29 protein-coding genes are annotated in these 26,017 nt (G+C 50.3%); 18 read left to right on the top strand and 11 right to left on the bottom strand.

Annotated elements, in window-relative coordinates:
* Nucleotides 1-58: 58 nt before the first annotated feature.
* Together ACYQ2L_RS15485 and ACYQ2L_RS15480 are read right to left on the bottom strand one after the other, a co-directional pair.
* Nucleotides 59-1,024 carry a hypothetical protein gene (locus ACYQ2L_RS15485; protein WP_460057600.1) on the bottom strand — a complete coding sequence of 322 codons (966 nt, stop codon included), beginning with the start codon at nt 1,022-1,024 and terminating at the stop codon, nt 59-61.
* A gap of 8 nt (nt 1,025-1,032) precedes the next feature.
* The gene (locus ACYQ2L_RS15480) at nt 1,033-1,914 is read right to left on the bottom strand and encodes a tetratricopeptide repeat protein (RefSeq protein ID WP_460057598.1); all 882 of its coding nucleotides are present in this window, start codon (nt 1,912-1,914) and stop codon (nt 1,033-1,035) included.
* Nucleotides 1,915-2,048: 134 nt separating this feature from the next.
* On the opposite strand from ACYQ2L_RS15480, the gene ACYQ2L_RS15475 reads away from it, so the two are divergent.
* From ACYQ2L_RS15475 to ACYQ2L_RS15440, 8 genes are all read left to right on the top strand, one after another.
* Nucleotides 2,049-2,378: an ArsR/SmtB family transcription factor gene (locus ACYQ2L_RS15475; protein ID WP_460057596.1), complete on the top strand. Its 330-nt coding sequence runs from the start codon at nt 2,049-2,051 to the stop codon at nt 2,376-2,378.
* The gene (gene arsB / locus ACYQ2L_RS15470) at nt 2,371-3,432 is read left to right on the top strand and encodes an ACR3 family arsenite efflux transporter (protein ID WP_460057593.1); all 1,062 of its coding nucleotides are present in this window, start codon (nt 2,371-2,373) and stop codon (nt 3,430-3,432) included. Before ACYQ2L_RS15475 ends, arsB begins: the two co-directional genes overlap by 8 nt.
* 32 nt (nt 3,433-3,464) lie before the next feature.
* Nucleotides 3,465-4,355, top strand: a complete 891-nt coding sequence (locus ACYQ2L_RS15465; RefSeq protein WP_460057591.1) for an alpha/beta hydrolase — start codon at nt 3,465-3,467, stop codon at nt 4,353-4,355.
* 13 nt (nt 4,356-4,368) lie between these two features.
* Nucleotides 4,369-5,142, top strand: a complete 774-nt coding sequence (locus ACYQ2L_RS15460; protein ID WP_460057589.1) for a patatin-like phospholipase family protein — start codon at nt 4,369-4,371, stop codon at nt 5,140-5,142.
* Between the two features lie 33 nt (nt 5,143-5,175).
* The gene (locus tag ACYQ2L_RS15455) at nt 5,176-5,685 is read left to right on the top strand and encodes an NUDIX hydrolase (protein WP_460057586.1); all 510 of its coding nucleotides are present in this window, start codon (nt 5,176-5,178) and stop codon (nt 5,683-5,685) included.
* A gap of 71 nt (nt 5,686-5,756) precedes the next feature.
* Complete coding sequence (locus tag ACYQ2L_RS15450) at nt 5,757-7,031, top strand: hypothetical protein (RefSeq protein ID WP_460057584.1); 1,275 nt, start codon at nt 5,757-5,759, stop codon at nt 7,029-7,031.
* Nucleotides 7,032-7,118: 87 nt separating this feature from the next.
* Complete coding sequence (locus ACYQ2L_RS15445) at nt 7,119-7,325, top strand: helix-turn-helix transcriptional regulator (RefSeq protein ID WP_460057582.1); 207 nt, start codon at nt 7,119-7,121, stop codon at nt 7,323-7,325.
* On the top strand, nt 7,315-7,695 hold the full coding sequence (locus ACYQ2L_RS15440; RefSeq protein WP_460057579.1) for a hypothetical protein: 381 nt from the start codon (nt 7,315-7,317) through the stop codon (nt 7,693-7,695). The genes ACYQ2L_RS15445 and ACYQ2L_RS15440 overlap by 11 nt, the downstream gene beginning before the upstream one ends.
* A 26-nt stretch (nt 7,696-7,721) precedes the next feature.
* Here ACYQ2L_RS15440 and ACYQ2L_RS15435 read toward each other — a convergent pair whose 3' ends face one another.
* Genes ACYQ2L_RS15435 through ACYQ2L_RS15420 form a run of 4 tightly spaced genes read right to left on the bottom strand, consistent with a single transcriptional unit; the run spans nt 7,722 to nt 11,602 of the window.
* Nucleotides 7,722-8,510 carry an ABC transporter permease gene (locus ACYQ2L_RS15435; protein WP_460057577.1) on the bottom strand — a complete coding sequence of 263 codons (789 nt, stop codon included), beginning with the start codon at nt 8,508-8,510 and terminating at the stop codon, nt 7,722-7,724.
* A complete protein-coding gene (locus ACYQ2L_RS15430; protein WP_460057575.1) occupies nt 8,507-9,337 on the bottom strand; it encodes an ABC transporter permease in 831 nt (276 codons plus the stop codon). Before ACYQ2L_RS15430 ends, ACYQ2L_RS15435 begins: the two co-directional genes overlap by 4 nt.
* A gap of 1 nt (nt 9,338) precedes the next feature.
* Nucleotides 9,339-10,574 (bottom strand): ABC transporter substrate-binding protein, encoded by a 1,236-nt coding sequence (locus tag ACYQ2L_RS15425; protein ID WP_460057573.1) that lies wholly within the window; start codon nt 10,572-10,574, stop codon nt 9,339-9,341.
* Nucleotides 10,571-11,602 carry an ABC transporter ATP-binding protein gene (locus tag ACYQ2L_RS15420; protein ID WP_460057571.1) on the bottom strand — a complete coding sequence of 344 codons (1,032 nt, stop codon included), beginning with the start codon at nt 11,600-11,602 and terminating at the stop codon, nt 10,571-10,573. Before ACYQ2L_RS15420 ends, ACYQ2L_RS15425 begins: the two co-directional genes overlap by 4 nt.
* A gap of 98 nt (nt 11,603-11,700) precedes the next feature.
* Between ACYQ2L_RS15420 and ACYQ2L_RS15415 the strand changes: the two genes are divergently transcribed.
* The 4 genes from ACYQ2L_RS15415 to ACYQ2L_RS15400 are packed head-to-tail and all read left to right on the top strand — an operon-like array spanning nt 11,701 to nt 15,509.
* On the top strand, nt 11,701-12,375 hold the full coding sequence (locus tag ACYQ2L_RS15415; protein ID WP_460057569.1) for a cupin domain-containing protein: 675 nt from the start codon (nt 11,701-11,703) through the stop codon (nt 12,373-12,375).
* The gene (locus ACYQ2L_RS15410; RefSeq protein ID WP_460057566.1) at nt 12,372-13,205 is read left to right on the top strand and encodes a GNAT family N-acetyltransferase; all 834 of its coding nucleotides are present in this window, start codon (nt 12,372-12,374) and stop codon (nt 13,203-13,205) included. Before ACYQ2L_RS15415 ends, ACYQ2L_RS15410 begins: the two co-directional genes overlap by 4 nt.
* Nucleotides 13,198-14,145, top strand: coding sequence for a GNAT family N-acetyltransferase (locus tag ACYQ2L_RS15405; RefSeq protein ID WP_460057564.1), 948 nt, complete (start codon nt 13,198-13,200; stop codon nt 14,143-14,145). Before ACYQ2L_RS15410 ends, ACYQ2L_RS15405 begins: the two co-directional genes overlap by 8 nt.
* Nucleotides 14,130-15,509 (top strand): pyridoxal phosphate-dependent decarboxylase family protein, encoded by a 1,380-nt coding sequence (locus ACYQ2L_RS15400; protein ID WP_460057562.1) that lies wholly within the window; start codon nt 14,130-14,132, stop codon nt 15,507-15,509. Before ACYQ2L_RS15405 ends, ACYQ2L_RS15400 begins: the two co-directional genes overlap by 16 nt.
* On the opposite strand, the gene ACYQ2L_RS15395 is transcribed toward ACYQ2L_RS15400, so the two are convergent.
* Together ACYQ2L_RS15395 and ACYQ2L_RS15390 are read right to left on the bottom strand one after the other, a co-directional pair.
* Nucleotides 15,501-16,364, bottom strand: coding sequence for a hypothetical protein (locus ACYQ2L_RS15395; protein WP_460057560.1), 864 nt, complete (start codon nt 16,362-16,364; stop codon nt 15,501-15,503). The two genes, ACYQ2L_RS15400 and ACYQ2L_RS15395, sit on opposite strands and share 9 nt — an antisense overlap.
* The gene (locus tag ACYQ2L_RS15390) at nt 16,354-17,187 is read right to left on the bottom strand and encodes a DUF547 domain-containing protein (protein ID WP_460057558.1); all 834 of its coding nucleotides are present in this window, start codon (nt 17,185-17,187) and stop codon (nt 16,354-16,356) included. The genes ACYQ2L_RS15395 and ACYQ2L_RS15390 overlap by 11 nt, the downstream gene beginning before the upstream one ends.
* Before the next feature lie 128 nt (nt 17,188-17,315).
* On the opposite strand from ACYQ2L_RS15390, the gene ACYQ2L_RS15385 reads away from it, so the two are divergent.
* Nucleotides 17,316-18,419, top strand: coding sequence for an NAD(P)/FAD-dependent oxidoreductase (locus ACYQ2L_RS15385; protein ID WP_460057555.1), 1,104 nt, complete (start codon nt 17,316-17,318; stop codon nt 18,417-18,419).
* A 1-nt stretch (nt 18,420) separates the two neighbouring features.
* On the opposite strand, the gene ACYQ2L_RS15380 is transcribed toward ACYQ2L_RS15385, so the two are convergent.
* A complete protein-coding gene (locus tag ACYQ2L_RS15380; RefSeq protein WP_460057553.1) occupies nt 18,421-19,119 on the bottom strand; it encodes a TVP38/TMEM64 family protein in 699 nt (232 codons plus the stop codon).
* Nucleotides 19,119-20,561 carry a dihydrolipoyl dehydrogenase family protein gene (locus ACYQ2L_RS15375; protein WP_460057551.1) on the bottom strand — a complete coding sequence of 481 codons (1,443 nt, stop codon included), beginning with the start codon at nt 20,559-20,561 and terminating at the stop codon, nt 19,119-19,121. The genes ACYQ2L_RS15380 and ACYQ2L_RS15375 overlap by 1 nt, the downstream gene beginning before the upstream one ends.
* A gap of 106 nt (nt 20,562-20,667) precedes the next feature.
* On the opposite strand from ACYQ2L_RS15375, the gene ACYQ2L_RS15370 reads away from it, so the two are divergent.
* The 5 genes from ACYQ2L_RS15370 (at nt 20,668) to ACYQ2L_RS15350 (ending at nt 25,090) form a co-directional block, all read left to right on the top strand.
* A complete protein-coding gene (locus ACYQ2L_RS15370; protein ID WP_460057548.1) occupies nt 20,668-21,324 on the top strand; it encodes a CDP-alcohol phosphatidyltransferase family protein in 657 nt (218 codons plus the stop codon).
* A 258-nt stretch (nt 21,325-21,582) separates the two neighbouring features.
* Nucleotides 21,583-22,257 carry a lysoplasmalogenase family protein gene (locus ACYQ2L_RS15365; protein WP_460057546.1) on the top strand — a complete coding sequence of 225 codons (675 nt, stop codon included), beginning with the start codon at nt 21,583-21,585 and terminating at the stop codon, nt 22,255-22,257.
* Nucleotides 22,258-22,332: 75 nt separating this feature from the next.
* Nucleotides 22,333-22,815 carry a YbaN family protein gene (locus ACYQ2L_RS15360; protein ID WP_460057544.1) on the top strand — a complete coding sequence of 161 codons (483 nt, stop codon included), beginning with the start codon at nt 22,333-22,335 and terminating at the stop codon, nt 22,813-22,815.
* Between the two features lie 65 nt (nt 22,816-22,880).
* Nucleotides 22,881-23,843: an L-lactate dehydrogenase gene (locus tag ACYQ2L_RS15355; RefSeq protein ID WP_460057542.1), complete on the top strand. Its 963-nt coding sequence runs from the start codon at nt 22,881-22,883 to the stop codon at nt 23,841-23,843.
* 32 nt (nt 23,844-23,875) lie between these two features.
* Nucleotides 23,876-25,090, top strand: coding sequence for a cation:proton antiporter domain-containing protein (locus ACYQ2L_RS15350; RefSeq protein WP_460057539.1), 1,215 nt, complete (start codon nt 23,876-23,878; stop codon nt 25,088-25,090).
* Here ACYQ2L_RS15350 and ACYQ2L_RS15345 read toward each other — a convergent pair.
* Nucleotides 25,050-26,015: a lysylphosphatidylglycerol synthase transmembrane domain-containing protein gene (locus ACYQ2L_RS15345; RefSeq protein ID WP_460057537.1), complete on the bottom strand. Its 966-nt coding sequence runs from the start codon at nt 26,013-26,015 to the stop codon at nt 25,050-25,052. The two genes, ACYQ2L_RS15350 and ACYQ2L_RS15345, sit on opposite strands and share 41 nt — an antisense overlap.
* Nucleotides 26,016-26,017 lie beyond the last annotated feature (2 nt).

The following is a 26,017-nucleotide window of genomic DNA, read 5'->3' as shown; positions in this document are numbered from 1 at the left end:
ATATTTAGTACAATATATGGATCCATTTGAAGAGCTCAGGATTATCTTCACTCTTCGCTTAATCCTCCTGCTGAATCGGAAGCAGTCGCATGCTCAGGATTATGTCTCTGAAAATCGGAATATAGATGTCTGCAATGGATTTTCTGCAGGCGGCATGAATTACATACATGCGGTATCTGTCTGCCATGAGCAGAGCCTGCAGCTGGCTGACTTCAAATCCTTCTTCGGGTTCCCACTCGAAATGCTCGATGTTCAATTCTGCCATGCTGGAAATACTGAATGTTCTGGTCTCGAGTAGATTGCTGTTCCGGTAGCCCTTCTGTATCTGTTCGCGGTTGAGTTTGCAGAACTCCTGAAACCAGTCCTGACCGGATGATTCGGGCTGACCGTACATGAAGCTGATGCTCGGCTGGTAGTTATCCAGCTCTTCAATAGCAGGGGCCAGGAACTGGATCTGGTTTTTTGCTGGGGCGTACCCCTTCCAGTTTTTCGGGATCAGCAGGGAGAGTCCGCATTCGCGATGTGTCAGGCTGACCGGCAGCTCGGTTTCCGGAGTTGTGGGTATCATGAGCCGGGTTCCGAGACAGGCTTTTTCAAAGATGTTGAAGTATTCATGCTGGCGCAGCAGGGGCGCCATGCAGACGATCGAGAACAGTACATCATCAAGCTGGGCGAAGGCCTCACAACGCAGCATGTCCTGCTTCAGAATTGGCTCATGCATGTGCAGAATCTGGAAGATCGCCGGAACTCCGTCTATGCTGCATTCACGCCGATCCTGCAGTTGGGCGTCCAGTACGGCTACAGATTCTTCAGCCATGATTCCAGCCGCCTGGCTCTCGGTATCCACTGCAGTAATTTTCGTAAGCACTCTGGCACCGGGTTCATCATCGGGATCCAGGTCATCTGCGTAGACTACACTGTAATCTTCCTCGTCCTCTGACTGCTCTTCAAATCCGACTGGAAGTTCAAGCGAAATTCTTGTTATCCAGCTGGAAAAATGTATGGTTTCCAGAATATGTTGCATATTACCTATTATACCTGTCTGGCTGAGATTTCGCCAGACCACATTGGCTGCCATTCCTCATCCGAAATAAAATTGAATTCCTCCGGTTCGGATTTGTTCGCCGGGGGATCAAGCTCCTCAAGGGCAGATAGATATTCCGGATTGCCGGGCATCTGTTTCAGGGCATCCTGATAGAATTTTTTTGCTTCGCTGAGCTTTCCCAGTTCACGGCAGCTGTAGGCAATATGTCCCAGGATCCATCCTTCCTGTGCCTTCTCATAGGCATTGGAAAAGCAGAGTAGTGCTTTCCGGTGATGATCCGCTGATTCAAATGCCAGTCCCATTGCCAGCCACATTTCTCCCCGGTACACGGGATCCTGTGAGAGCAGGGCGGATCTCTTGTAGCAGCGTACGGCCCGGTGACAGTCGCCTGCCATGAGCATTTCATCTCCTCGTTCCTTCCATGTCCGGGGCAGGAATTCCTGCGGTGCAGTAAGGAATGCACGCGACGCCTGCTCCTGTTCCTGGAGATCAACAAAGAGATCCAGCTGTCCGGCTCTGGTACCTTCAAGCGCAGCATCATAGACGGAAATCATTTCGGCTTCACCGTTCTGATTTTCCCAGATATGCTGCAGGCTCTCTTCATGCAGCAGGGCGTTCGGCCCGAGATCCTGTTCGGATCTGTAGCGGAGTGCTGCAGGTAGAATCGGTATGCATGCATCGAGGTTCACCGTGGAACGTGAGTAAACAAGGGGTTTAATCAGTTTCCAGTAGCCGCCGAAGTGTCGGTAAACCGTGCTGTTCTCTTGTATTTCTTCCCGAATCCCTTTCAGGATAGTTTTGATCTCTTTTGTCGATTGTTGTCCCCATTCCAGGACAATGCTGTTGAGCTCGGTGGATTGGTAGTACATAGCTATTGTATCGCCCCTCTTGCGGTATGACTAAAGACTTTCTGCCATGAATCCGGGAAGAATTCAATGCCTGAGGCTTAATATTGATGATCATCGATATTGACGGGTGTCCATATATAGCATACATTAGTTGCATGAAGTCTTATGAGGAGACAGCAGGCAGGCTGAAAATAATGAGCGATCCCGTGCGGCTCAGGATTCTGGATATGCTGGCATGCAGAGAGATGTGTGCCTGTGATCTGCTGGAGTACCTGTCGATCAGTCAATCCACGCTTTCGCATCATATGAAGATTCTTGTCGATGCCGGCTTTGTCGGCAGCAGGAAGGATGCTACCTGGGTACATTACCGGATGATTGGTTCGAAAATCAATGAGTTGCGGGATGATCTTGCAGACCTGGCTGCTGCTGATCCAGACTGTCTCTGCTTCCGGAAATCAACAATAGAAGGAGAATTTTGTGGCTGAAAAAAAGAATGAAGGAATAAGTTTCTTCGAGAAAAATCTGACTGTGTGGGTCGCACTCTGTATGGTCATTGGTATTTTGATAGGTGTCTACCTCCCGCAGATCCCGGAGTTTCTGGGTGCTTTTGAATATGCAAATGTGTCGATTCCGATTGCATTCCTTATCTGGTTAATGATCTACCCGATGATGATGAAGGTGGATTTTACCAGCATTAAAAATGTCGGTAAAAATCCGAATGGCTTGTATGTCACCTGGGTGGTGAACTGGCTCATTAAACCTTTCAGCATGTTCGGTATTGCTTCGCTGTTTTTCTATGTAATCTTCCGGGATCTGATCCCCCGCGAGCTGGCTGCTGATTATCTTGCCGGTGCTGTTATTCTTGGTGCTGCACCCTGTACCGCAATGGTATTTGTCTGGAGTCATCTCACCAAGGGCAATCCGGCGTATACCGTTGTACAGGTAGCTACCAACAATATTATCCTGCTGTTTGCCTTTACTCCTATCGTTGCCCTGCTACTAGGTGTCGGGGGCATTTCTATTCCCTGGGATACCCTGCTGCTGTCTGTGGTACTGTTTGTGGTAATTCCACTGGGAGGCGGAATTCTTACCCGCAGTCTTGTAATTAAAAACAAGGGACTCGATTATTTCCAGAACAGCTTTGTACCCAAGTTTAATGGGGTGACTATCGGCGGCTTGTTGCTGACCCTGGTTCTGATTTTCTCCTTTCAGGGCGATGTTATTCTCAATAATCCCCTGCATATCCTGTTGATAGCCATTCCCCTTACAATACAGACCTTCCTGATTTTCTTTATAGCGTATTTTGCTGCGAGATTTCTGAGACTGAAGCATGACATAGCAGCTCCTGCTGGTATGATCGGTGCATCGAATTTCTTCGAGCTGGCAGTAGCCGTTGCGATTGCGCTTTTCGGACCTGCCTCACCGGTAGTTCTTGCGACTATTGTAGGTGTTCTGGTTGAAGTCCCGGTCATGCTGGCCCTTGTGGGAATTGCAAATAAAACGAAAAACTGGTTTCCTGTAGGCTCAGAAAGCAAGTAATCTGAGGCTGTGTCCTCAGCGATGAGGGTAGAATGGGAAGTTTCCAGGGTAGGCTTACAAAGAAAATACTGCAGAGGGCAGGCATGTGGTCAGAGGGCACGATAGAAGAACAGCGTGCCCGGCAGGAGCTTTCGACCAGACTGCTCAGAGTACCTAAAGCAGTCAGGAACGAGCATTGTGAAATCAGTGGTATTCATGCGGAATGGTTTATCCCGGTTACTGTCACGCCGGCCAGGGGCACCATGCTGTACCTGCACGGCGGGGCCTATACCATGGGCTCGGTTGCGATACACCGGGAACTCATTTCCCGGATTGTTCTTGCTTCCGGGTATCGTGTGCTTGCCATAGACTATCGCCTGGCTCCGGAGCATCCCTTCCCTGCAGCGCTTGAGGATGCCTGTTCAGCCTGGGACTTCCTGCTTGAGAGCGGAATTGATCTTTCAACATCCTGTATTGCAGGTGACTCAGCAGGTGGCGGTCTGGCAGCAGCCTGTCTTCTTTCCCTGAGGGACAAGGGGACCCCGTTGCCTGCATCAGCAGTGTTTATGTCCCCCTGGTTTGACCTCGGTATGACAGGCGAGTCCGTGCAGACGAGATCGGAATTCGACCCCATGCTCGATGCTGAAAAGTTACGCGAATATGCAGGCATGTATACCGCTGGCAGAAGCGTAGACGATCCCCTGGTCTCACCTTTGTTCGCTGATCTTCATGGATTGCCAGATATGCTGCTTCAGGTGGGAACAGATGAAATATTGCTGGATGATTCAGTTAGATTTGCAGAGCGCGCAGAGGCTGCAGGAAACACAGTGAAAATTGAAGTCTACGAACATCAGATTCACGTATTCCAGATATTTCTGTACCTGCCGGAAGCACGTACTGCAGTGGATTCTATCGGGAAATTCCTGAACCCGAAGGGAGAGTAATGCAGTGAAAATTATGCGCAGAAAAATTAACAGAAAGAAGAAAATCGGTCTGGCATTGGGAGGCGGAGCAGTGTTGGGTGCCGCTCATGTCGGCGTACTCAGAGCAATCGAAGAGCATGAACTGGAGATCGCCTGCATTTCCGGAACCAGCATCGGCGCTTTCGTAGCAGCCTTGTATGCCTTTGGTCTTGGCTGGCAGGAAATAGATGATATTGCACGCGATCTTAACTGGATGCAGGCTGCCAGGTTGAAGGTCACCAAAACCGGAATTTTATCCAATGAACAGCTCGGGAAGTCCCTTGGTAAAATGATCGGAGATGTTGATTTTTCAGATGCCCGAATTCCATTGTCTATGATTGCTACCGATATCGGCTCCGGAACAAAGGTTGAACTGAAGCGTGGAAAGGTTGCCCAGGCGGTTATGGCAAGTTCCTGTATTCCCGGGGTTTTCTCTCCAGTGGAAATAGAGGGTCAGCTGCTGGTAGATGGCGGTCTGAGCGAGAACATTCCGGTTTCTGTTTTGCCTGGACTGGGTGCGGAACAGATAATTGCGGTGGATCTCATTCACAATCATTCCCTCAGACGCCCGGAGAGTATAGTCGAAGTGCTCATAAACAGTTTTGATTTTGCCCTTGCCAATGCTGCTACGGACTCGCTCAGAAAAGCGCATCTCGTTATTGCCCCGCATCTGCAGGGTTTCAACGCCATAGATACCAGACAGATCCCGGATCTGATCGAGCAGGGTTATCGCGATACAGTACAGATTCTGCGCCGCCAGCTGAAATAATCAGCTGAAATAACCAGAAGAAAGGATCGAATCATGAAGTTTTGTACACAGTGCGGCGGTAAGCTGCGGGCTGTAAGTTCGACTCATTTTGTATGCAGTGACTGCTCACGCGATCTGTTCTCGAATCCGAAGGGCGCGGTTGCAATACTCCTGATCTCTCCCCATGGAGAGCTGATTCTGGCCCGACGGGCCAGGGATCCGGAAAAGGGAAAGCTTGATCCCATCGGTGGGTTTCTGGATGTGGGGGAGTGCTTTGAAGAGGCATTGTACCGCGAACTGGAGGAGGAATCCGGACTCGGGATGGATGATATCGAGGCCGTTCGCTATCTGGGCAGTGCCCATGATTATTATCACTGGCAGGGCGTGGATGAACCGGTAATCTCTGCTTATTTTACGGCCGTCCTCAAACCCGGAAGAGAGTTGAAGGCAGCAGATGATGTAGCCTCATACGAGTTCCTGCAGGTCGGGAGTATAGATCAGGATCAGCTGGCCTGGCCAGGACTGCAGAAGATGCTTGCAAAATTCACCAGCGACGATCAATAGAAAACAACAAATTCTGAACTGTATCTGGCGTTTCTTTCTGTATGTGTTATGATATAATACAGGAGGACTGTATGGAACGATTACGGAGGCGGACCGTTCGTTCTTTGCTGTTTGCAGTATTGCTTGTACTTTTAACTGTTCCACTCTCTGCAGAAAGCATTGAACCGGGTTGGTGGGGTAGTTATTATACCCCGGGAAATGTATCGGCGGGACTACTTACAGCAGCTGATTTCAATTATGGCTTGAGCCTTGATGTGTACCCCAATGTGGAATTCAAGTTCTATAAATGGAGACCGGGCAATTTTTTTGCTGTGGACTTCGGGGCAGGGCTTCGGGGTGCAGTAAACCTTTATACGGGAGATAATTTTTACCCCGGATATTTTGGACTTGGTTTGGGGCCGTATGTCTCATGGCACCTGGGTTTCCGGGGCCTGCGTAACCTTGGAATCGAGGCTCTGGAGTACCTTGAACCGCTTGATTTGTTTTCGACTGTAGGGCTCAGTTTTCATATGTTCTCCGGTGATAATCCTCCCGGGTCAGGGCTGTCGTTCTCCGGAATCAGCGGTATGAACTATTTCCTTACTGATAATCTTGCAGTGACTGCCTTCACGTCTGTAGCCGGCATTTCCGGACTTCATACCCGGCGATTGAGGGGCGGAATCGGGCTGCTTCTGAAATGGGGACCCAAGGAACGACTTGGAGATGCACCGGATATAGCCTTTGGATTCGGTGAACCCCTCTACATGTATTTCCAGGCATATTACATGATGGCTATTGGCTTGTCGGGCCCATTCTTTGATGATGTCTCATTTCAGCCAGGTGATGAAACAGAGCTCATGTACCGAATAACCGAAGATGGGGATGCAGTTGAGTTCACGATTATACGAACACTGCTTGAAAGGAATGCAGCTGGCACCGAGTCGTGGTGGAGGGTACAATTTATTCATCCAGATATGGAGAAGGACAGAGATTGGCCGGATGTTTTTGAACTATTGACGAATGCAAGCCATGATATTCTCAAAGTTCGCTATATCGATCCAAACAACCAGAGACTATCTGAGTATGTCCCGGATGATCCTGCCAGATGGCGGCGGAACCTAGATTTTTCATCATATGACCCTGAAGCAATGGAAGACTACTTTGTCAGGACAGACTCAGTCACTGTGCCAGCTGGTACTTTTACTACCGATCTTTATCGTTACACAGATGGAGAGTATGATGTTGAGTACTGGATATCTTCAGACGTTCCGGGTCTTCTTGTTCAGATTGATGGAACATATAGAGATGGTGATGAATTATTCGGGCAGCTGCAGGAAATCCGACGCGGCGTAGTATCGCCCTGGTAACAGAACCTGCTTCAGTAGTATAGCCCGGACAGGATATCCTGTCCGGGCATGTTGACTTTCCATACGTATTCTGTACATTTGAATCCTATGGCAGATACAGTTGTTTCCAACGTCAGGAAATACAGAACAGATCTATCGCTAACTCAGGCTGACCTTGCTGATAAAATCGGTACAACCAGGCAAACTGTAATTGCTATCGAAAAGGGGAATTACACCCCGTCTGTACTACTGGCTCTGAAAATCGCCAGGGTCCTGCATAAAAAGGTAGAGGAGCTGTTTGTATATGAGGAATAAAATAGACCTGCTGAAGGAGAACTTCGAGCTGGTAATTTCGGTTATTCTGCTTGCCTTACTGGCAACCTGTCTGGATCCGATTATGATCCGTATGCCTGAACTCTGGAACAGTCTGGTGGTATATTTGATTGTGGCAGCATTTGGAATCTATGCTGGCATACTATTCCGTGAGAAGAACCTGGATGAGCGGGAGCGACTCCATTCCGCAATGGCTGACCGGGGAGGCTTTCTTGCCGGCACTGCTTTGCTTGTTGCCTCTATTGTCGTCAGTGCTGCTGGCTGGACCTGGGACAAATCCCACATCTGGATTCTGTCGGGCATGATTCTGACTAAACTATTTCTGCTTGTTATTGCCCGGATCCGGAATTAAACAGAAGCGAGAGCTTTTCTGCAGAATTACATTCCCTTGTTGCGGTAGAAGTGCTGCAGAAAAATTTCCTGAATGCTGAAAAGTATCAGGGGTATGCTGATAAACAGAATCGTCAGTGCAGCTGCACTTGCACGATCACCACTGTTAATAAATGGAATCAGATAGGCCGTGAAAGACGGTAGCTGTCCACCGCCGATAAGGGATACCAGAAAATAATCCGAAAAAGCAGATAAAAATACCACTGATCCGCCGGCCAGGGCAGACGGCAGCAGGACGGGAAATTCAATCTCCAGAATGCGCTGCAGGCGGCCTGCTCCGAGATTCTGTGCACATTCGTCATATCCCCTGCGGTAGGCAAGATATCCAATCTTCATAGCCCGCAGCATATAGGGGTATGAGACCAGCGAAAGAATCAGAATTACACCGGCTGCGGTATCTGCTAATCTAATGCGTATAAATATGACCTGTAATCCCATGGAAAAGCTTATGGCAGGAACCAGGGCCGGAGTCAGCAGTACTGCTTCCAGCAGGGCTTGACCAGGGAATTGTGTGCGTGCCAGAAATCGCGCAGGCAGCCAGCAGATAGCTGCGCTCAGAAGAACTGCCGCTGCAGAATAGAGTGTTGAAACCAGCAAGGCGATGAATATGTCTTTCCTGTTTAACCATATAGACTGCCAGGCCCTGAGAGACCATGATCCAGGCAGAATATCCGGGAAGGGCCAGTAGCCTGCGAAGGCGCTTATTACAAGGAAGAGCAGGGGGAGAACAATGAATACAAAGAGCAGTGTATAGAACAGAAGAATACTGATTTTCATAGTTTCCTCTCTCTGTCTTCAATGCCACGAACTGCATAGGCATAGATACATACCAGCAACAGCCCGATTCCGAATACTATCATCAGCAATGCTGCAGCTGCCGGTCGTTCACCGACGGGTCTGGCGAAGTAAGCTCGATACAGGTACAGACTGATCATTCTCGGGCGACTTTCGCCGACAACGAAGGGCAGATCATATGCACCGAAACTGTAGACGAACAGGATAATTGCGGAGGCCGAGAGCCCGGGGAGAATCCGGGGTAGAATAATATGAAAGAAAATTTCAGTCTCGGATGCCCCCAGCATTCTGGCTGTATGTATGTAGGAGTCTGATACCTTTCTGAGTATCGGAAGAATCAGGATTACAACAAAAGGCGTTGACTTGTAGACATAGCCGAGGATAATACCGGCACCATTACCGGTGAACAGCGGAGAACGGTATGTACCGGGTAGCAGTCTTTCCAGAAAAGAGGCCAGGATTCCGGACTGGCTGAACCAGAGCATGACCAGAAACCCAACCACAATATGGGGAAGTATAAGTGGCAGAAAGAACAGGGTTCCTCTACGCTCATGCTTCAGGGGCAGCCTGCGCACAAGATAAGCCAGTCCTGTTCCTGCTACTACCGAAACAAGCGTTGAAACGAATGCGACATATAATGAAAACAGCAGATTCACAGCCAGCGCAGGCTGGGACAGGGCAGTATCCCAGGCATCTGCATTGAATGAAAGCATAAATGTGTGACTGAGACCTGCGAATATCATGAGCCCCGGGATCATAAGCGGCATGAGATGCAGAATTGCTTCAATCCAGGGCTGACGGGTCTTCATTTTATTTGTCCAGCACGTAGCGATACCAGTCATCCTGTAATGCCTCGATGTATTCCGAGGAAATGTCGGGCACAGCTGCTCCATCCAGTTGATCCAGTGGGAGTGTTGCACTTCCCAGATCGATGGAAGCAAATCTCTCCTGGTCCTCAGCGGAAAGGCGGCTGATTTCAAGTACCGTAAAATCTCCCCAGTTTGCTGGTTCGTTTTTTGATGCCTGTACCTCTGGATCCAGCAGGAGATTCGCGAGTACCAGTGCGCCGGCCGGGTTTGTTGAATTCCAGGCAATGGCGGTAAAGTGGGTGCCGAAAACGGTTCCTTCATCCATGACGAAGGTTCTGACTGTATCCGGATACCTTCCCTCGAGAATCCGTGACTGGGCGTTTGCCTGGGTATAGTTCATGTTCACTGCAATCTCACCACGTTCAAAGAGGCTGTCCATTACCGAAAGCTCCCGTGGATAGCTGCGGCCCTCCTGCCAGAGGTAAGGGGCCAGATCGTTCAGGTAGTCCCAGAGTATTTCCGAGCTTTCCCTGTACAGGCTTTCGTCCCAGCCCTCATAGAAGCGCTCGGTCCGGCCGCTTTCACGGTTCAGAGCAAGAAAGGCCTGTCGGATAAATGCAGAACCGGTAAAATCAGAGGGTTCGGGGTAGGTAAATCTGCCGGGATTATTTCTGACCCAGTCAGGCAGCTCAGCAAAGCTTTCGGGGTGGCCAGATTCTGCCGCGCTGTCGTACTCAAACACAAACTGAGCCCTGCCCCAGGGAGCCTCATAACCGTCGGTCGGAAAACCGAAATCATAGGCTGCAGTCTCGGGAGCTACGTAATCATGATAATTGGGTAGTTTCTCCAGGAACGGACCGCTCAGCACATCTGCCTGACGGGCTCGCTTGAAGTTTTCACCGTTGATCCACATGAGATCGATACTTCCACGGCGGCGCATGGCTTCCTTTTCGGCCATGAGCCGATTGACGAACACCGGAGCATCCATCGGGACTCGCTTGAGACGGATGCTGTAACGTGACAGGAGCTTGTCAGCAACGTAAGCATCAATCCACTGGTTGATAGCGGTATCGCCGCCCCACATGTAGAAACTGACCTCGGTATTCTCAGCCGCTGATACGATTTCATTCCAGTCGGCATCCTGCCAGTTAAACACAGCCTCGTCCTGACTGCAGGCTGTTAATAGTATGCCGATGATCACAAGCAGCGTCAGTGCTGTTATTCGTATGATTCTCATATAGTGTCCTCCTCCCTGAAGGCGATGTGCAGGTGAATTTCTACCCGGTTCCCGGGCTGTAGATTTTTTTCCAGACTGAATATCTGCAATGTTTTACTGCTATTTTCTACCTTGAGTTCAACCGTGTATAGAATCAGCTGTCCCGTGAAAATAACTGATTTGACAAGCGCATTGCCGGTCGGACTGGCTTTAATTCTGAGGTTTTCTGCTCTGCAGAACAAGCGTGTATCCGGAGGCAGTTTCTGCAGCAGGGATACTTCCGAACTGCAGTGCAATGCGCTGAGCAGGCCGACGGTAAAGCTGTTGACAGGACCGAGCAGCTCAGCCACTTTTCTCTTCCTGGGATACATGTAGACCTGTTCTACGGTATCCAGCTGCTCGAGTCTTCCATCAATCATAACCCCGGTTCTATCACTCATTGCCATTGCTTCATCAAGATCGTGGGTAACCGTCATTGCAGTAATATTGAATTCCTTGATTATTTTCCTGAGAAAGAGTGCGGTTTCCATTTTCAGATTCTTGTCGAGATGGGAGAACGGCTCATCCAGCAACAGGAGTTCAGGCTGTATAGCCAGGGCACGTGCAATTGCTGCCCGCTGCTGCTGTCCTGCCGAGAGCTGCCCCGGGTATGCATCTGCCTTGTCCAGAATCCCGAAGGCTTGCAGAAGTTCAAGAGACCTCTGTTTGATCTGTCCTCTGCCCAGTCTGAAATTCTTCCTTCCTGTTTTACTGCGCAATCCAAATCCTACATTGTCAGCTACTGTCATATTGGGAAATAGAAGGAAGTCCTGGAAAACCAGAACCGCTTGCGGCTGAGCTGTGTTGTGATGTGGAAAATGAATCGAGCCGGCATCTGCTGTGGCCAGGCCTGCCAGGAGCTTCAGAAGGCTTGTCTTGCCAGCTCCCGATGGACCGATTATGGAGACTATCTCTCCATCATACAATGTCAGATTTACATCCTGCACAGCAGGAACATGTTTATACATTTTTACAAGATTTTGAGTGACACAGAGCACAGCTGATTCCATGACTTGAAATTATATATTTTGACCAAGAATGTCAAGTTTGCTTGACATTTATTTCTGCTATATTATACTAAAATGATAAGCAAAAGAGGAGGATTGCAATGGAACAGATTCCCGGAAAGATATCGGAATTAATTCAAAGAATCGAAGGCGAACGGCACATGAGCAGCCGGAAACTCAATCGCTTTCTGGAAGAATACCGGATAGAGACATCGGATATTTCAGAATATGCTATGTATGAGCATCCACCAGAGGACAGTTATGGCCGGAAAACCGTCTGGGCCTCTGATCGTTTCGGTATTCATGTAATGACATGGAATCATGGTGATTACACTGCCCTGCACAGTCATGGGCATGCTGAATGGGCCGCCATGCTTTTCCTTGGAGATGCCAGTCAGAGAATCTATTCCGTAGAAGGAAACCAGGTTGAACTGAAGGAGGTTCAGGAGATTCCGGCTGGCACCTGCTTCTGTCCGGGGATTTCTGATCTGTTTCATGCCATGGGGAATAGTGGAAGTGATTCATTTCTAACCATGCATATTTACGGATCTGACAGTTATACCGGAACGGCAACGGATGACGCGGTGGTGTATGAAATCGAGAAGGAGAGAATGCTGCTCAGTACGGGGCCTGCCTTTCTCAATATGAGTGAGGAAAAGTGTAAAAGGATTCTTGACGGGAAGCTGGTATGTGATCCTGCTACCAGACAGGATTATATCGATTGTATTCGTCCCTTCTATGCACGGATAGGCCAGGAAAAGGCACTTGCATTGTGAGAATTCTGGATGTTGATGCCGCTCTGTCCAGGAAGAATCCCCGATTATACCGAAGAATGCCACGATTCCTTGTGAGGGTGCTGGAAATTATCCTGCACCAAAGGGAGATTAATCGTGTCATCACTCAATCAGGTACGGTGTCGGGAACAGATTTCGTGGCATACATACTGGATTATCTTGGAATCAGGCTGGATATTCAGGGGATCGAGAACATTCCAGATTCCGGAAAAATCACTCTCTGTGCGAATCATCCGACCGGTGGGCTGGATGGTCTTGCGCTCATGCAGCTTGCCGGCATTGCCGGAAGAGACTTCCGCTTTGCGGTCAATGATCTTCTGCTTGCTATTCCTCAGCTGCAGGAAGAGTTTGTGCCGGTCGAGGTGTTCGGGAAATCACCGGGCAGGAAGCGGATGGAACTCCTTGAAGCCATGTATAGAGAAGCAGACACGGTGATTCTGTTTCCTTCAGGCAGAACCGCCAGAGCATGGGGTCGGAGAGTACTGGAATATCCGTGGAGTACGAGTTTTGTGCGGATGAGCGCTCGCTTTGACAGACTGATTGTGCCTGTTCATATTTCCGGTAAAAACTCACTGCTTTTTAACCTTGTCTGGCGTGTGAGACGCATCTTCGGTATTTCAGCGAATATCGAGATGTTTCTGCTGGTGCATGAACTGGCACGGAAGAAAAATACCAGGGTTCGCCTGAGCGTAGGACCCGCATATAATGGTCATATAAGTGCAGCACGGAAGGATCATGCGGATATATCCCGCATGCTGCAGACAGAGGTTATGAAACTGCCCGGACTAAGAGGAGGTAGACAGAATGATTGATATCATTGAACCCGTTGAGCGCAGGTTTATTCAGCGCGAGCTTGATGCATCCAGGGAAATACTGAATTTTCGTGGTATCCAGGTAATGATTATTATTGGCGATGAAGCGCCGTTTACCCTTCAGGAAATAGGCCGTATTCGGGAACTGGAGTTCCGCAAGGCAGGTGCGGGTCGCAATCTGCCGGTTGATATAGATGAACTCGATCGGGGTCCAGTCAGCTATCGCCATCTGATTGCCTGGGATCCGGAGCATCTCGAACTAATTGCTGCCTACCGGTACATGCTTTGCGGGGATCTTGATCAGCAGCAGCTGCATTACCTGCGCACACAGCGATTATTCGAGTACAGCAGTGAGTTCATTGAACAGTATCTTCCTGCAACAATCGAACTGGGGCGATCGGTCGTAAATCAGTCTGCCAGAAAATCACGGATGGGACTTTTCTGCACCTGGGCAGGTCTGGCCGCACTCATGAGTGAGTACAGACACATAAAGTATTATTTTGGAAATGTCAGCATGTACCGCAGTTATGACATGGAAGCACAGTCCTGGATTCTTGAGTACCTTCAAACCTACCATGCAGCTGATACACAACTGATTCGTGCATGGCCGGAATACCGGATGCAGCCGAGGAAGAATTCCTCGCGGTATCTCGAACAGTTAGGTACAGATGCACAGAGAGAGGAGGCCTGGAATCTGCTCGCAGAGCTTCTGCGGGAAAAGCAGCAGATCATACCTCCTATTCTGCAGTCCTATGTCGGGGCCTGTCCGGGTATGACCTATCTGGATACTGCAATCGACAACGATTTCGGAGGTGCACTGGAGGCAGCAATACTGGTGGACAGAGAGCTGCTGAATGAAAAGACGCGGCAGCGCTTTTTTGATGGTTATCAATCGATTAATCCGGAACGCTTCAGGGAGACACGATGGGTACAGACATGAGCAGTCAGTTGGCACTTAAGGAACTATTACAGGCAAACAATACTATTGTGGATAAAATCCTGCAGTCGGAGCAGGAAGGTGCATTGTTTACTACCCCCGATCCACGGACTGCCCTGGACTCGAATCTGTTTCCGATAGCGATTGGCAGTGCAGGACTGGAAGAAGGAGAGGTTCTTCAGCGCCTTGATAGAATAATGGCCGGTACCCCTTCGTCCTCGAACTGGCGCTTCGTGAATCAGCTCTTCGGGGGGCGTGTAAATATTGCTGTTGCCGCCGAACTTCTCGCTGTAATTGCAAACTCTTCGATGTATACCTATAAAGCTGCCGGGTCACAGGTTCTGATTGAAAATGAGGTCCTTAACAAGCTTCTGACAGTCGCTGGTTTTCCCGGGGGAGAAGGGGCCTTCGTTCCGGGAGGATCCTTTGCGAATATGGCCGCGATGATCGTCGCGCGTAATCAGCTTTTTCCTGAAGCCAGGGACCATGGCACGGGAGATTCAAGGGCCGGAATTTATACCTCAGAAGAGTCACATTATTCGATTGTGAAGAACGCCGGTATGCTCGGTCTGGGAAGGAGGAATGTTCGCAGGATACCAGTTTCTTCCAGAGGAGCAATGCTTCCCGAAGCGCTGGAAGCGGCTGTCGAAGCGGATATAAAACAGGGAGTGATTCCGATGCTCGTGAACGCAACCGCAGGAACCACAGTGCGGGGAGCGTTTGACCCGATTCCTGAACTTCTGCAGATTGCCCGCAGGCATGGAATGTGGCTGCATGTCGACGGTGCTCTGGGTGCAAGTCTCCTGCTTTCCCGGCAGTATTCGTCGCTGCTCGAAGGCCTGGCTTCTGCGGACTCGCTTTCCTGGAATCCGCACAAGATGATGGGGGTTCCCCTGCAGACATCGCTTGTCCTGTTTCGCCAGAAAGGCGGCTTACAGGGAAGCCTGGACGAGACTGCTGATTATCTCTTCCAGAGTGATGAAGAACTGTTCAACCCGGGGCGCAGATCCCTGCAATGTGGTAGAAGGAATGATGCATTGCGATTGTGGGCAGCCTGGGCATATCTGGGCGACGATGGCTGGGATCAGCGAATACAGCGTCAGATCGAGAATGCCGGAATTGCTGCCCGTATGATAGCCGAAGATCCAGACCTGATTCTGTGTGAAGAGCCGCAGTCAGTTAATGTATGTTTTCAGGTGAAGGGGAGGGACAGTGCTGAGATCTGCTCTCTTCTCAATTCCAGCGGACGTCTCAAGATCGGCTACGGGCAGGTTAAAGGTCAGCAGGCAATCCGGCTGGTCTGCATTAACCCGGAGCTGGATGAGGAGCGGATCGGCAGAATACTGGGCGAGATCAAGTCAGTTTGAGTGTTCCTTTTTGCTGGGTATGCGGCGGCTTATGAGCAATGAACCGGCAATAATAATCAAGCCTCCGGCAATTCGTGAGGGACTGAGATGAAACTGCTCAAGAAGATACGGAACGATCAGCAGCGGCAGCAGGATGTAGCAGGCATTATATACTGAACCCATTACCGAAGCCCGGCAGGTGCGGTGAAATGACCATTGAATCAGGACGAATGCCCCGGCGGCTCCGAAAAAACTCAGAATGAAAATAATCCAGTTCAGACTGTTCTGCGGAAGGTAGCTGTTTTCATGCAGTCCCGATTGTGCGATCCCCTTGAGAATCGCTTCGAGGGCAGCCAGACCCCCAGCGGCGATTCCGAAAAATAGTTCCTGCAGATGTACTGCACGGTGCTTTGAAGCGACAGTCCCGATAAGCGAAAACAGGAGCCATGCGATACTGACTGCGAGTGCCCTGGTTTTATTTGCTGCATAGAGTGAGGGGCTGATCGAAACAAGGGCTGTGTATCCGATAATAAGGGTACCGACTACTATGAGAATGCTGCCGTAGATCTGCCAGCGGCCTGGTCTTTCTCCAATGACCAGGTAGGAGAAAAGCAGCAAGGGAATCAGACCAAGTCCGTAGACGGATGTGTAGTATACAGTAGGGGCAAAACGATTGGCAGCAATCACCCACAAGGGGTTAGTGAAATTCATACATATCCCGAGGATATAGACGGCTGTACCTCCCTTGTGCGAGTCCTTCAGCTTCTGAATTCCCAGTCTCATTACACCCTTGGACAGATGAATTACCGTTGTCCCTGCAAAACCTATTACAATGGCAATCTGGATGTTAATCAGACTGAAGCTGTCAGGGCTCATTCAGATTCCAGTCATATGAGTAGCGAATGCGCCCCCGGTAGCCGCCGTCAGCATAGGCCTGTAATTCATCTTTCAGATTGCCTTCAGCATATTCAAGCAGATGACTGATTACCCCAGCCGAATTCCCGCCGAAATCGTCTTCATACCATGTAAAGATACTGGAGAGCTCGGGAACACCATTTCTGAAGCTGACCGCCCGTGGATGATGAATGAATTCCCGGGCTGCCTGATCATATTGCTGATTCCAGTGCTCTCCTGTAAATGGCTCCGGAAAGAGATTCGGGCAGCCGATGCTGGCACAGTTAACAGCATAGTGAATTCGAGGGTCCTGCCAGATTGGCCGCATTATACGGTGCTCTATGTCGTTCAGACTGAGATCAACGCCCTCAATGCGTACCAGATGTGCATCCCATGGATGTCGGTTGAACACTGGTCCGGAAATCTTTATATCACGAATGCTTTGCACCGGATAATATTCAAGAATGAGATCTACCGTTACTGCATTATAGAGATTCGTCCAGAACGCCATCTGCTCGTCCCGGTTCAGATCACTGACCCTTACCTCTGAAAGGTAGGATATATATTCTTTCAGTGCATGAAGGTCTGCCTGGCTTACCTCGGCATAAGGCAGTCTATGCACACCGCTGTTGTGGTCTGTAATCAGGTATGATTCAAGAAAATCTGCCCAGAGGCCGTGATCAAGACGGGTCGTCGATTCTGGATTATGTTCTTCCCAGAGCGGCCAGGGTTCTGCCTGAGGCGCTGCCGCTATCTGCAGGATCTGCGATAGAAATAATACAATAATGAATGATACGGAACGCATAGAAACCTCCTTCTTATTATGAGTGATATAGTAATATTCAGGGGGGGGTAAAAGTCAAGTTAACTTTACATCTATCTGCAGATGTGCAGATGACTGGATTCAGACTATACTGTCCACGGGGGAATAATATGATTGTTCTGGCTGGCGCAGGCCACTGCCATGTAGAGGTTTTACGACAGGGGAATCAGCTTACATCACGGGGGCATAGTGTCACCTGCATCAGTCCCGAATCAATGCATCCTTATTCCGGCATGAGCCCCGGTGTTCTGGGGGGGCTATACAGCAGGGCAGAGGTGGAGCTTCATGCTGAAGAGCTGGCTGACAGGAGCGGTATCCATTTTATCTGTGACCGGGTCACAGGTTTGAATGCAGACAAACGGGAGCTGCTGCTGGAAAGCGGAAGGGTTCAGAAATACGATGTACTTTCTTTTAATATAGGGAGCGAGAGTATCCTGGAGCAACAGCCCTCAGCGGAGGAACGGCCATTAGAGCAGGTAAAGGGGCCGGGGCGTATTTTCAGATCAAAACCGGTGCAGGAACTGTTTATGGCCAGGGAGCTCATTGAAGAACGTGCAAGACAGGGGCTGACATGTAATGTCGCTGTTGTCGGTGGCGGACCAGCAGGTGTCGAGCTCTCCGGAAATGCAGTCTGTCTTTTGAGGGACATTGGAGCAGCAGGGCAGGTCAGTCTGTATTCCTCAGCCTCGGATTGTCTGGCCGGACTCCGGGGAGCCGGGTACCGTTATCTGCATAAAAAGCTGAGGCATGCAGGGGTGCGTATCCTGGAATCAGTCAGGGTTAATCCTGGAGACCTTACAGAGGATATTATCCTGCTGGCAGCAGGAATACGGCCCAACAGAATACTTGAAAACCTGGGACTTGCGCTTGCAGATGACCATTCCCTCCTTGTTGATGCTTTTCTGCAGGTCCAGGGCTCATGTGGCGTATTTGCAGCAGGGGATTGCGCAGGCTTTTTACGCAAGGACGGCAGTCTGCTTGAACGGGTCGGCGTATACGCGGTCCGGCAGCAGGAAATTCTGCTGCACAATCTTGCTGCCTGTGCAGAGGGCAGGCCGCTCATGGAGTTTACCGCAAGCGGCCCGTATCTTGCTGGGGTCAATGCCGGCTGTGGTGTTGGACTGCTGCATAAAAATTCCTGGCAGCTGAAAGGCCGTCCAGCCTTTATTCTGAAAGACTGGATTGACCGGCGCTTCATGAAGAAATATCAGTAAATCATGCAATAGCCTGCTTCACTGCTTTCTGGGCGACCCGGGTAATGTAGATAGTGACAATGACTGTGGCGACAAGCCCGGCTGCGTATAAGGTCCATTCTGCGGTGCTTCGTGTCCTGCCCTCCAGTGCGGCCGCGCTGAGGTTCTCGATCAGTGATCCAATGTACACATACATCAGTGTGCCTGGAAACATACCCACCCAGGAAGCCAGAATATATGAGCGGAAGTTGACCTTGCTCAGGGAATACAGATAGTTGGACAGATTGAAGGGCATGAGAGGTGACATTCTGAGCAGGAAAATGATCTTTCCACCTTCACGTCCGATTGCTTCGTCAACAGCCTGAAACCGCTGGTTTTCCCTTGCCTTGCGCTCTACCCAGTCCCGCAGAAAAAAACGTCCGATCAGGAAGGCGGCAGCAGCCCCGATTGTCGACCCGATTGAGGTCAGCAATGTCCCCCAGAACACACCGAAAACCGCACCGGAACCAACGGTAAGTATAGAACCGGGGACAAGGAGCACCGTAATGAGAATGTAGAGTAGAATGTACAGCAGGGCTCCGCGTAATCCGATTCCATGTATCCATTCCAGGGCTGAGCGCAGGTACGCGGTAAAATCCGTGAAATAGCCGATAGCAAGCATGAGGCAGAGAATACTGACTGCAGTGCTGATTTTTAATAGAGATTTTGTTGATGATTTCATTATTTTTTCCCCCGGTAGCCGAAAAGAATCCTCAGCAGTCTGCGAACACGCGGATTGAAGAGCTTTGAAGAGTAGACCTCTCCAACCGCCCGCTTGTATGCCTCACTGACAGTTGGATACGGATACATGAAGGACAGAAAAGCAGAGATTTTCCAGCCTTTGCTGAGTGCAATAATAGCCGGCAGCAAAAGTTCTCCGGCATGCGGCCCGGCGATCTGGGCCCCGATCAGTTTTTTTCCAGGATCATACAGTAGTTTCAGTTTTCCCTCTGATTCATTCTCGGCCAGTGCCCTGTCGTTGTTGCTGAGGGCAGCTTCTGCCGTGGAATATCTGATTCCCGCGGCTGCAGCGGCAGACTCATTCAACCCCACCGATGCCAGCTCCGGTTCTGTATAGGTACACCATGGAATAGCATCCCAGTTCATTTTACCGGGTAGATGCAGGGCGAGTTGCTTGACCATGAGCGAAGCCTCTGCGGCTGCCGTGTGTGTGAACTGCATACGTCCGTTGCAGTCACCAATAGCGTATATATGTTTTTTGCTGGTCCTCAAACGAGAATCTACCCTGAAATAGCCACGTTCAATTGTGACATCGGCCTTCTCTATGTCGAGATCCTCCACGTTCCCGCTTCTACCGGTTGCAAGCAGAATCTGTTCAGCATGAAGGCTTCTGCCGTCAGCCAGAACAAGCTCTACTGATTTTCCCTGGCGGCTGACAGATGTTACCCCGGTGCCGCAGATCAGCTCCACTCCTTCCCTTTGAATCCTGCCTGCGACAATGGCTGCCATATCAGCATCCTCCCTGGGTAGAATATGCGCCGCAAGCTCTACCAGGAACACCTTCGAACCCAGGCGCGCCAGTGCCTGGCTGAGTTCAACCCCAATCGGCCCGCCGCCAATCGTGATAATGCTCTCAGGAAGCTTTTTCATGGAGAAAATATCCTTGTTTGTCAGAAAACCGGTCTCTTCCAGGCCCTTGATCGGGGGAACCGCGGGTCTGCTGCCAGTCGCCAACACGATTTTTTTGGCCGAAATCTCTGATCCCTCACTCAGGGCAAGGCGATGAGAGTCCAGAAACCTGGCTGTGCACTCAAAGACATCTACTCCGAGATCCCTGAACCTTTCTGGTGAATCGTGAGGTGCTATGGTGCCGATTACATCAGCAATACGCTGATTCAAAGCAGTCATATTCAAGACATCCTGACTGATCTGAACCGCAACCTGCAATCCGAAGTGCTCTGCATCCCGTGCAGACTGCATGACAGAGGCACTGCGGATCAGGGTTTTGCTGGGCACGCATCCGAAGTACAGACAGTCCCCTCCGGTATGTTCCCGCTCGACAAGCGCCGTTTTCATTCCAAGCTGTGCGCAGCCGGATGCAGTGCTCAAACCGGCAGCACCGCCGCCAATAATTATGATATCGTGTGTATAGCTGGTTTTCATCTAATCTCTCCTCACCCTGAAATATGGTATAAGCAAATCAATATGTCAAGTTTGCTTTACATATTTCCTGATTACAGTTATGATACTCACAGTAAAAGGAGTTCATGTGTTTGATACTTCACTACGCAGGTTAAAGGACATTGCAATTCAGCCTCTGGTTGTCCTGGCGGGCCGAATCGGACTGACGGCTTTACCGGTCACCTTTGCCGGCTGCATCCTGGGCCTGGCAGCAGCTGTCTGCGCCGGATTCGGCCTGTGGCCGGCAGCCCTGGTTCTGTGGCTCTTGAATCGAGTGTTTGACGGACTGGACGGGGCCCTGGCCAGACAGCAGAATGTCAGCAGCGATCTCGGGGCTTACCTGGACATTATGGCCGACTTCCTGGTCTATGCCGCCTTGCCTCTGGGAATTGCGGTGGGTCAGGCAGCCGCGAGTCAGGCAATTCTTGATTCTTCCCTCATGCTCTGGCCGCTTACCGCATTTCTGCTGGCATCCTTTTATGTAAACGCTGCCTCCTGGATGTTCATTGCCGCGATTATCGAAAAACGTGGAGCCAGCGGGGAGAAAACTACCTCACTGGTAATGCCCCGGGGCTTGATTGAAGGAGCAGAAACTATTTTCTTCTTTACTCTGGTTCTGTTGGTCCCGACCTGGGCTTACGGATTATTTGCGCTCTTCGGCGTCCTGGTCAGCATATCAGCAATCCACAGGGTAATTGCCTGGATACGTATCGAAAAGCATCTGAAACAGAAAAACAGCGGATGACCGAGTTTAACCCAGCAATTCAGGATGTGCGCCTGTACATGAAAAGTTGTGTTGTAAAAACCAAAAATCTCTATGTCCTGTGTAAGTATCTACAGCAACATGGCAGATCTGCCATGTTGCTGTAGTTGCTCCCAAGTCGATTAGAGATTTTTGACATGTGAATGCCTTATATTGTGCTGCATTTTGGCGCACATCCTGAATTGCTGAGTTCAAACAGTAAACTGGAACTATTTTACCGGGTTGTACTATACTCAAGTAATGACTTGGTTAACGATTCTTTTGCTCCCCCTGTGTCTTTCGTTCCCTGCGGTCTATGCAGGTCAGAAAGGTTTCAAGTACCGTGAGTATCTGAAGATCGCAGTCACCCTGTCTCTGTTACTGATTGTCATGCTGACGCCGGTAACAGCGAGCAGTCTTGCGGCTGAGCTGAAACCCTGGTTTGTGGTGTCCCTGGTTTTCGCTGCTGTTGCCGATTATCTGCTCTCCACACAGAAGCGCAGCTGGTTTTTTCTGGCTGGTTTATGCGGATTCTTTATTTCCTACAGTCTGTACGGACTGGCCCTGCATAGGGTTGCCGGGCTGCAGCCTGCGGCTTTCTTCAGTATTATTCCCCTATCTATTATTCTTCCCATAAGCTATCTGAGGTTGAATAAACTACCACGAAATATGAAGCTTCCTGTCCTGTGCTACATGTTCATGTTGGGGCATCTCTTGCTGGCCGCCTTTGCTTTTTTTCTTTCAGCAGCCGGACAGACGGCAGGTATGCCGCCCCGGCTCCTCTTCCTCTCAGGTACAGGGCTGATATTTATCTCCGACAGTATAATCGCACAGAAGGAATTTCGTGGAGCTGTTCCACTGGATGAATTATGGATTCTTTCGACGTATTATGTCGCCCAGATCTGCATGGTGGCTGGATTAATGCTGATTATGTAGAGGCGTACTTGAAAAAGTTAGGCTTCCGTAACATATATGACAGTCAACATTCGCAGGAAGGTATATACTTGAACCATGAAGAGTCAAGCTACTCAGCAGCCGGATCACCAGCCCCCCAGGCAGATACCTGGGCAGTACCCTCCACAGTATCCTCTTCAGCGACCTGGTCAGCCGGGAAAAATCAGCCGGTATGTTCTGTTTTGCGGCGGCAGTGTCTGTCTTGGTATTGCTCTGATAACAGTAGTCGTCCGTGGCATTCCAACAACGCCGTTTTTGCTGTTGTCAGGCGCTGCCTTTTCCCGTAGCAGTCCACGCATGCATAGCTGGATACACAATCATCCGAAGCTGGGACCCCTGCTGCGTAATCTCAGGGAAGGGCGGGGCCTGAGTATGAAAACAAAGCTTTTCGCATTGACATCAGCCTGGCTGGTGCTTGGCTCTTATGCCGTGTTCGGATCAATGCCCACTGCAGCTCGGATTGCCTTGATTGCGCTGGTATGTCTGAAAACGATTCTGATGTTCACGGTAATTCCCACCTCAGAAGAAGAAAAGATCTGATATAGGTTCAGCATCTATTTGCTTCCTGATCAGACTCGCAGTAGCTTTCAGCAAAGGGGATCAATATGACAAAAAACAAGATTGCAATAATCGGAGCCGGCTCGGTCGGTGCTACGATTGCCTATAATCTCTCGAATCGGGGGCTGGCTAACGAGCTGGTCCTGGTAGATATAAACCGTGAGAAAGCCGAAGCTGAGGTTCTGGATATTTCGCACGGCATGTCGCTGGGGAGTACCCTGAATCTGTATGCAGCCGGCTATGAGGCCTGTGGTGATGCCGAGATTGCCATTATTACTGCAGGTGCCAAGCAGAAACCGGATGAGTCCCGCGTTGAACTCATGGACCGCAATGTCAAGCTCATGAAACGCATGGTAGGCGATCTCATGAAATCCGGCTTTCATGGGGTTCTTCTGATTGTTACCAACCCCGTGGATGTGCTGACGTATGTGGCATATCGTGAGAGTGGTCTGCCGCCGAACCAGGTAATCGGATCAGGTACAGTAATCGATTCATCCCGGTTGAGAACCTTTTTGAGCCGCCGATGCAGCGTGAATCCACAGAATGTGCATGGCTATGTAATCGGAGAACACGGTGAAACCTCATTCCCTGCCTGGTCCAATGTGACCTTTGGAGGTGTGCGGGTTCAGGAATTCTGCCGGGACTGCCTTGAAGACTGCAATGATGAGGATTTACGGCAGGAAGCTACCGAATACGTCAGAGGAGCAGCCCAGCAGATAATACGGGCCAAGGGCTCAACCTATTATGCCGTGGCACAGGCTGTTGCAATTATTACCCAGGCAGTTCTCCGCGATGAGCGGCGCATACTCCCGGTCACGGCAGTAGTCAAGGATTTTGATGGATTCAGAGAAGCTGCTTTCAGCTATCCGCATTTTATCGGTGAGTCGGGAATTGTGCTCGATGCGGGCATGGACGGCCGCTTGCGCTATGACCTCGATGCCGGAGAGCAGAAACTGTTGCGGGCTTCAATATCCTATATAATCGAGAATACGGAACGGGCAGGATATTGATTTCCGGAAGCTGATCCAGCCATACTGGTAGTATGAGCTTTGAATTACTGTTTTTTGCGATATTTGCCGGTGGCTGGATTGGCGGGCGTCTGTTCGAGCGTCTGCGATTACCGGCTGTTCTCGGAATGACCCTCTGGGGTATAGCCCTTGGTTTGCTTGCACGCTATATAGCGATTGATCCATGGCCCCTCGGCTTCAAGGAAATCGAGCCCTTCATCAAATCACTGGCCCTGGTCATTATTCTGCTGCGGGCAGGTCTGGGGATCAGTCGTTCCGAGCTGCGTACTGCCGGACTCTCGGCCGGGCTCATGGCCTTTATCCCCTGTCTGTTCGAGGGTATAACCCTTACTCTGGTATTCATGTATCTCTTTGCCTTTCCCTTCGAGGTAGCTGGTCTGACTGCTTTCATGATCGCTGCAGTCAGTCCAGCGGTTGTTGTTCCTTCAATGCTTGATTTGAAGAGCCGGGGTATGGGTGCACGGAATGGTGTAGTTACCACCGTCCTGGCTGGTGCCTCGGTTGACGATGTGCTGTCTATTACCCTGTTTACGGTTTTTCTGGGACTTGCCACTGGAGCAGGGGGCACAGGAGTAGATAGTGAGACTGCGGGCAATACACTTTCTGCACTTTCGGGTTTACCGCTTGCGCTGATTGGTGGTCTGGGAATTGGTGCTGCTGCAGGATTTCTGATCGCCTGGTGGTTCAAACGCCACCATGAAGCAATACGGGCAACAGAAAAGGCATTGCTGCTGACTGCATCAGCTGTTTTTCTGGTGCAGGTTGGTGACTGGCTGCATCTGGCAGCGCTTCTTGGAGTCATGACTCTCGGATTTGTCCTGCTCGAGAGGGCTGAAACCGCTGCCCACGAGATCGCATCCAAACTCGGTAAAATCTGGATTTTTGCCCAGATCGCGCTTTTCGTTCTCATAGGCATGTCTCTGGAGGTCAGCTATGCCCTCGACGCCGGACTGCGGGCCCTGCTGGCCATAGGAATCGGTCTTACCGCGCGCTCAATCGGGGTTTTTCTGGCGACCTGGCCGTCAAACATGAATCGCCGTGAGCGCCTGTTCTGCGTCATTGCCTATACCCCCAAGGCCACAGTGCAGGCAGCCCTGGGAGGTGTAGCCCTTGCCGCCGGTTTAGCACAGGGACAGACCATTCTGGCGATTGCGGTACTTTCAATCGTTATAACGGCTCCGCTGGGGCTTATAGGTATTCGGCTTTCTGGTAAACGGTTGCTGAGCTGACACACAGCTGCCGTTTTTTTGCTGGCAGAAGATATGAAGCTGCAAAGAGAATCGAAATCAACAGGGGAAACCAGAAGGTAATCAGCCTGCCGGTTCCGGCTATCAAAAGACCTTCTGAAAGACTGAGACCATTCATGGCAAGTACATGCGCCATGCTCAGTTCGAATGTGCCCAGCCCCCCGGGGGTGAGCGGAAGAAGACCGGCGAAATAGGCAATGAATGTGGCCGATGCAAGGCTGCTGAATTGAATGTCAATTCCATATGCCACCGCAACCAGGTAGTATTTCAGGGGATACAGCAGCCACATGAGCAGAGATAAAATGATGAGTGTGTGAAGCTTATCCTCGAGCATCGGCAGACGCCTCTGCAGGAATACAGCCAGAAATACAAGCAGAATTCCGAACAGAAGCACCAATCCGATTATCAGCAGCGCTGATTCCACCGGTATCAGTTCCACTAACATCTGGTTGGGGTTCCCGAGCAGAAAACCCGACAGAATAACAGTCAAGGCTATCAGCATAAGGGGAAGCAGAATAATAAGCTTGTGAATAGCAACCAGTCCCGCGATCCCTGCTGCGTTGTTTCCCGTATAGCGCTGCAGAAGCAGAATCTTTACACCCTCTCCTCCGAGCTTGGACGAGGGGGTTATGCTCTCCATGACCGAGGCTGCAGAATTGATCCGGAATATCTCGAACAGATGCCTGATTCCCCGGAATTTTCCGGGCAATAAACTGCTGATAATCCGTGCCCACAGACAGGCAGCGAGCAACAGACTTGTCATCTGCAGCAGAATAAGTATGCCAACACTGCCTGGTCGCAGTTGTCTGAGAGTCGATGAAAATTCTGACAGGTCGGCCTGGCCAATTGCCCTGTATAGCAGCACAGCAATCAAAAAAAATCCAGGCACTTTCAGCAGTCGCAGCATTC

The sequence above is a fragment of the Spirochaeta dissipatitropha genome, assembly GCF_054657935.1.
Note: the sequence above shows the minus strand (reverse complement) of the source record. Positions and strands in the feature narration are given on the sequence as shown.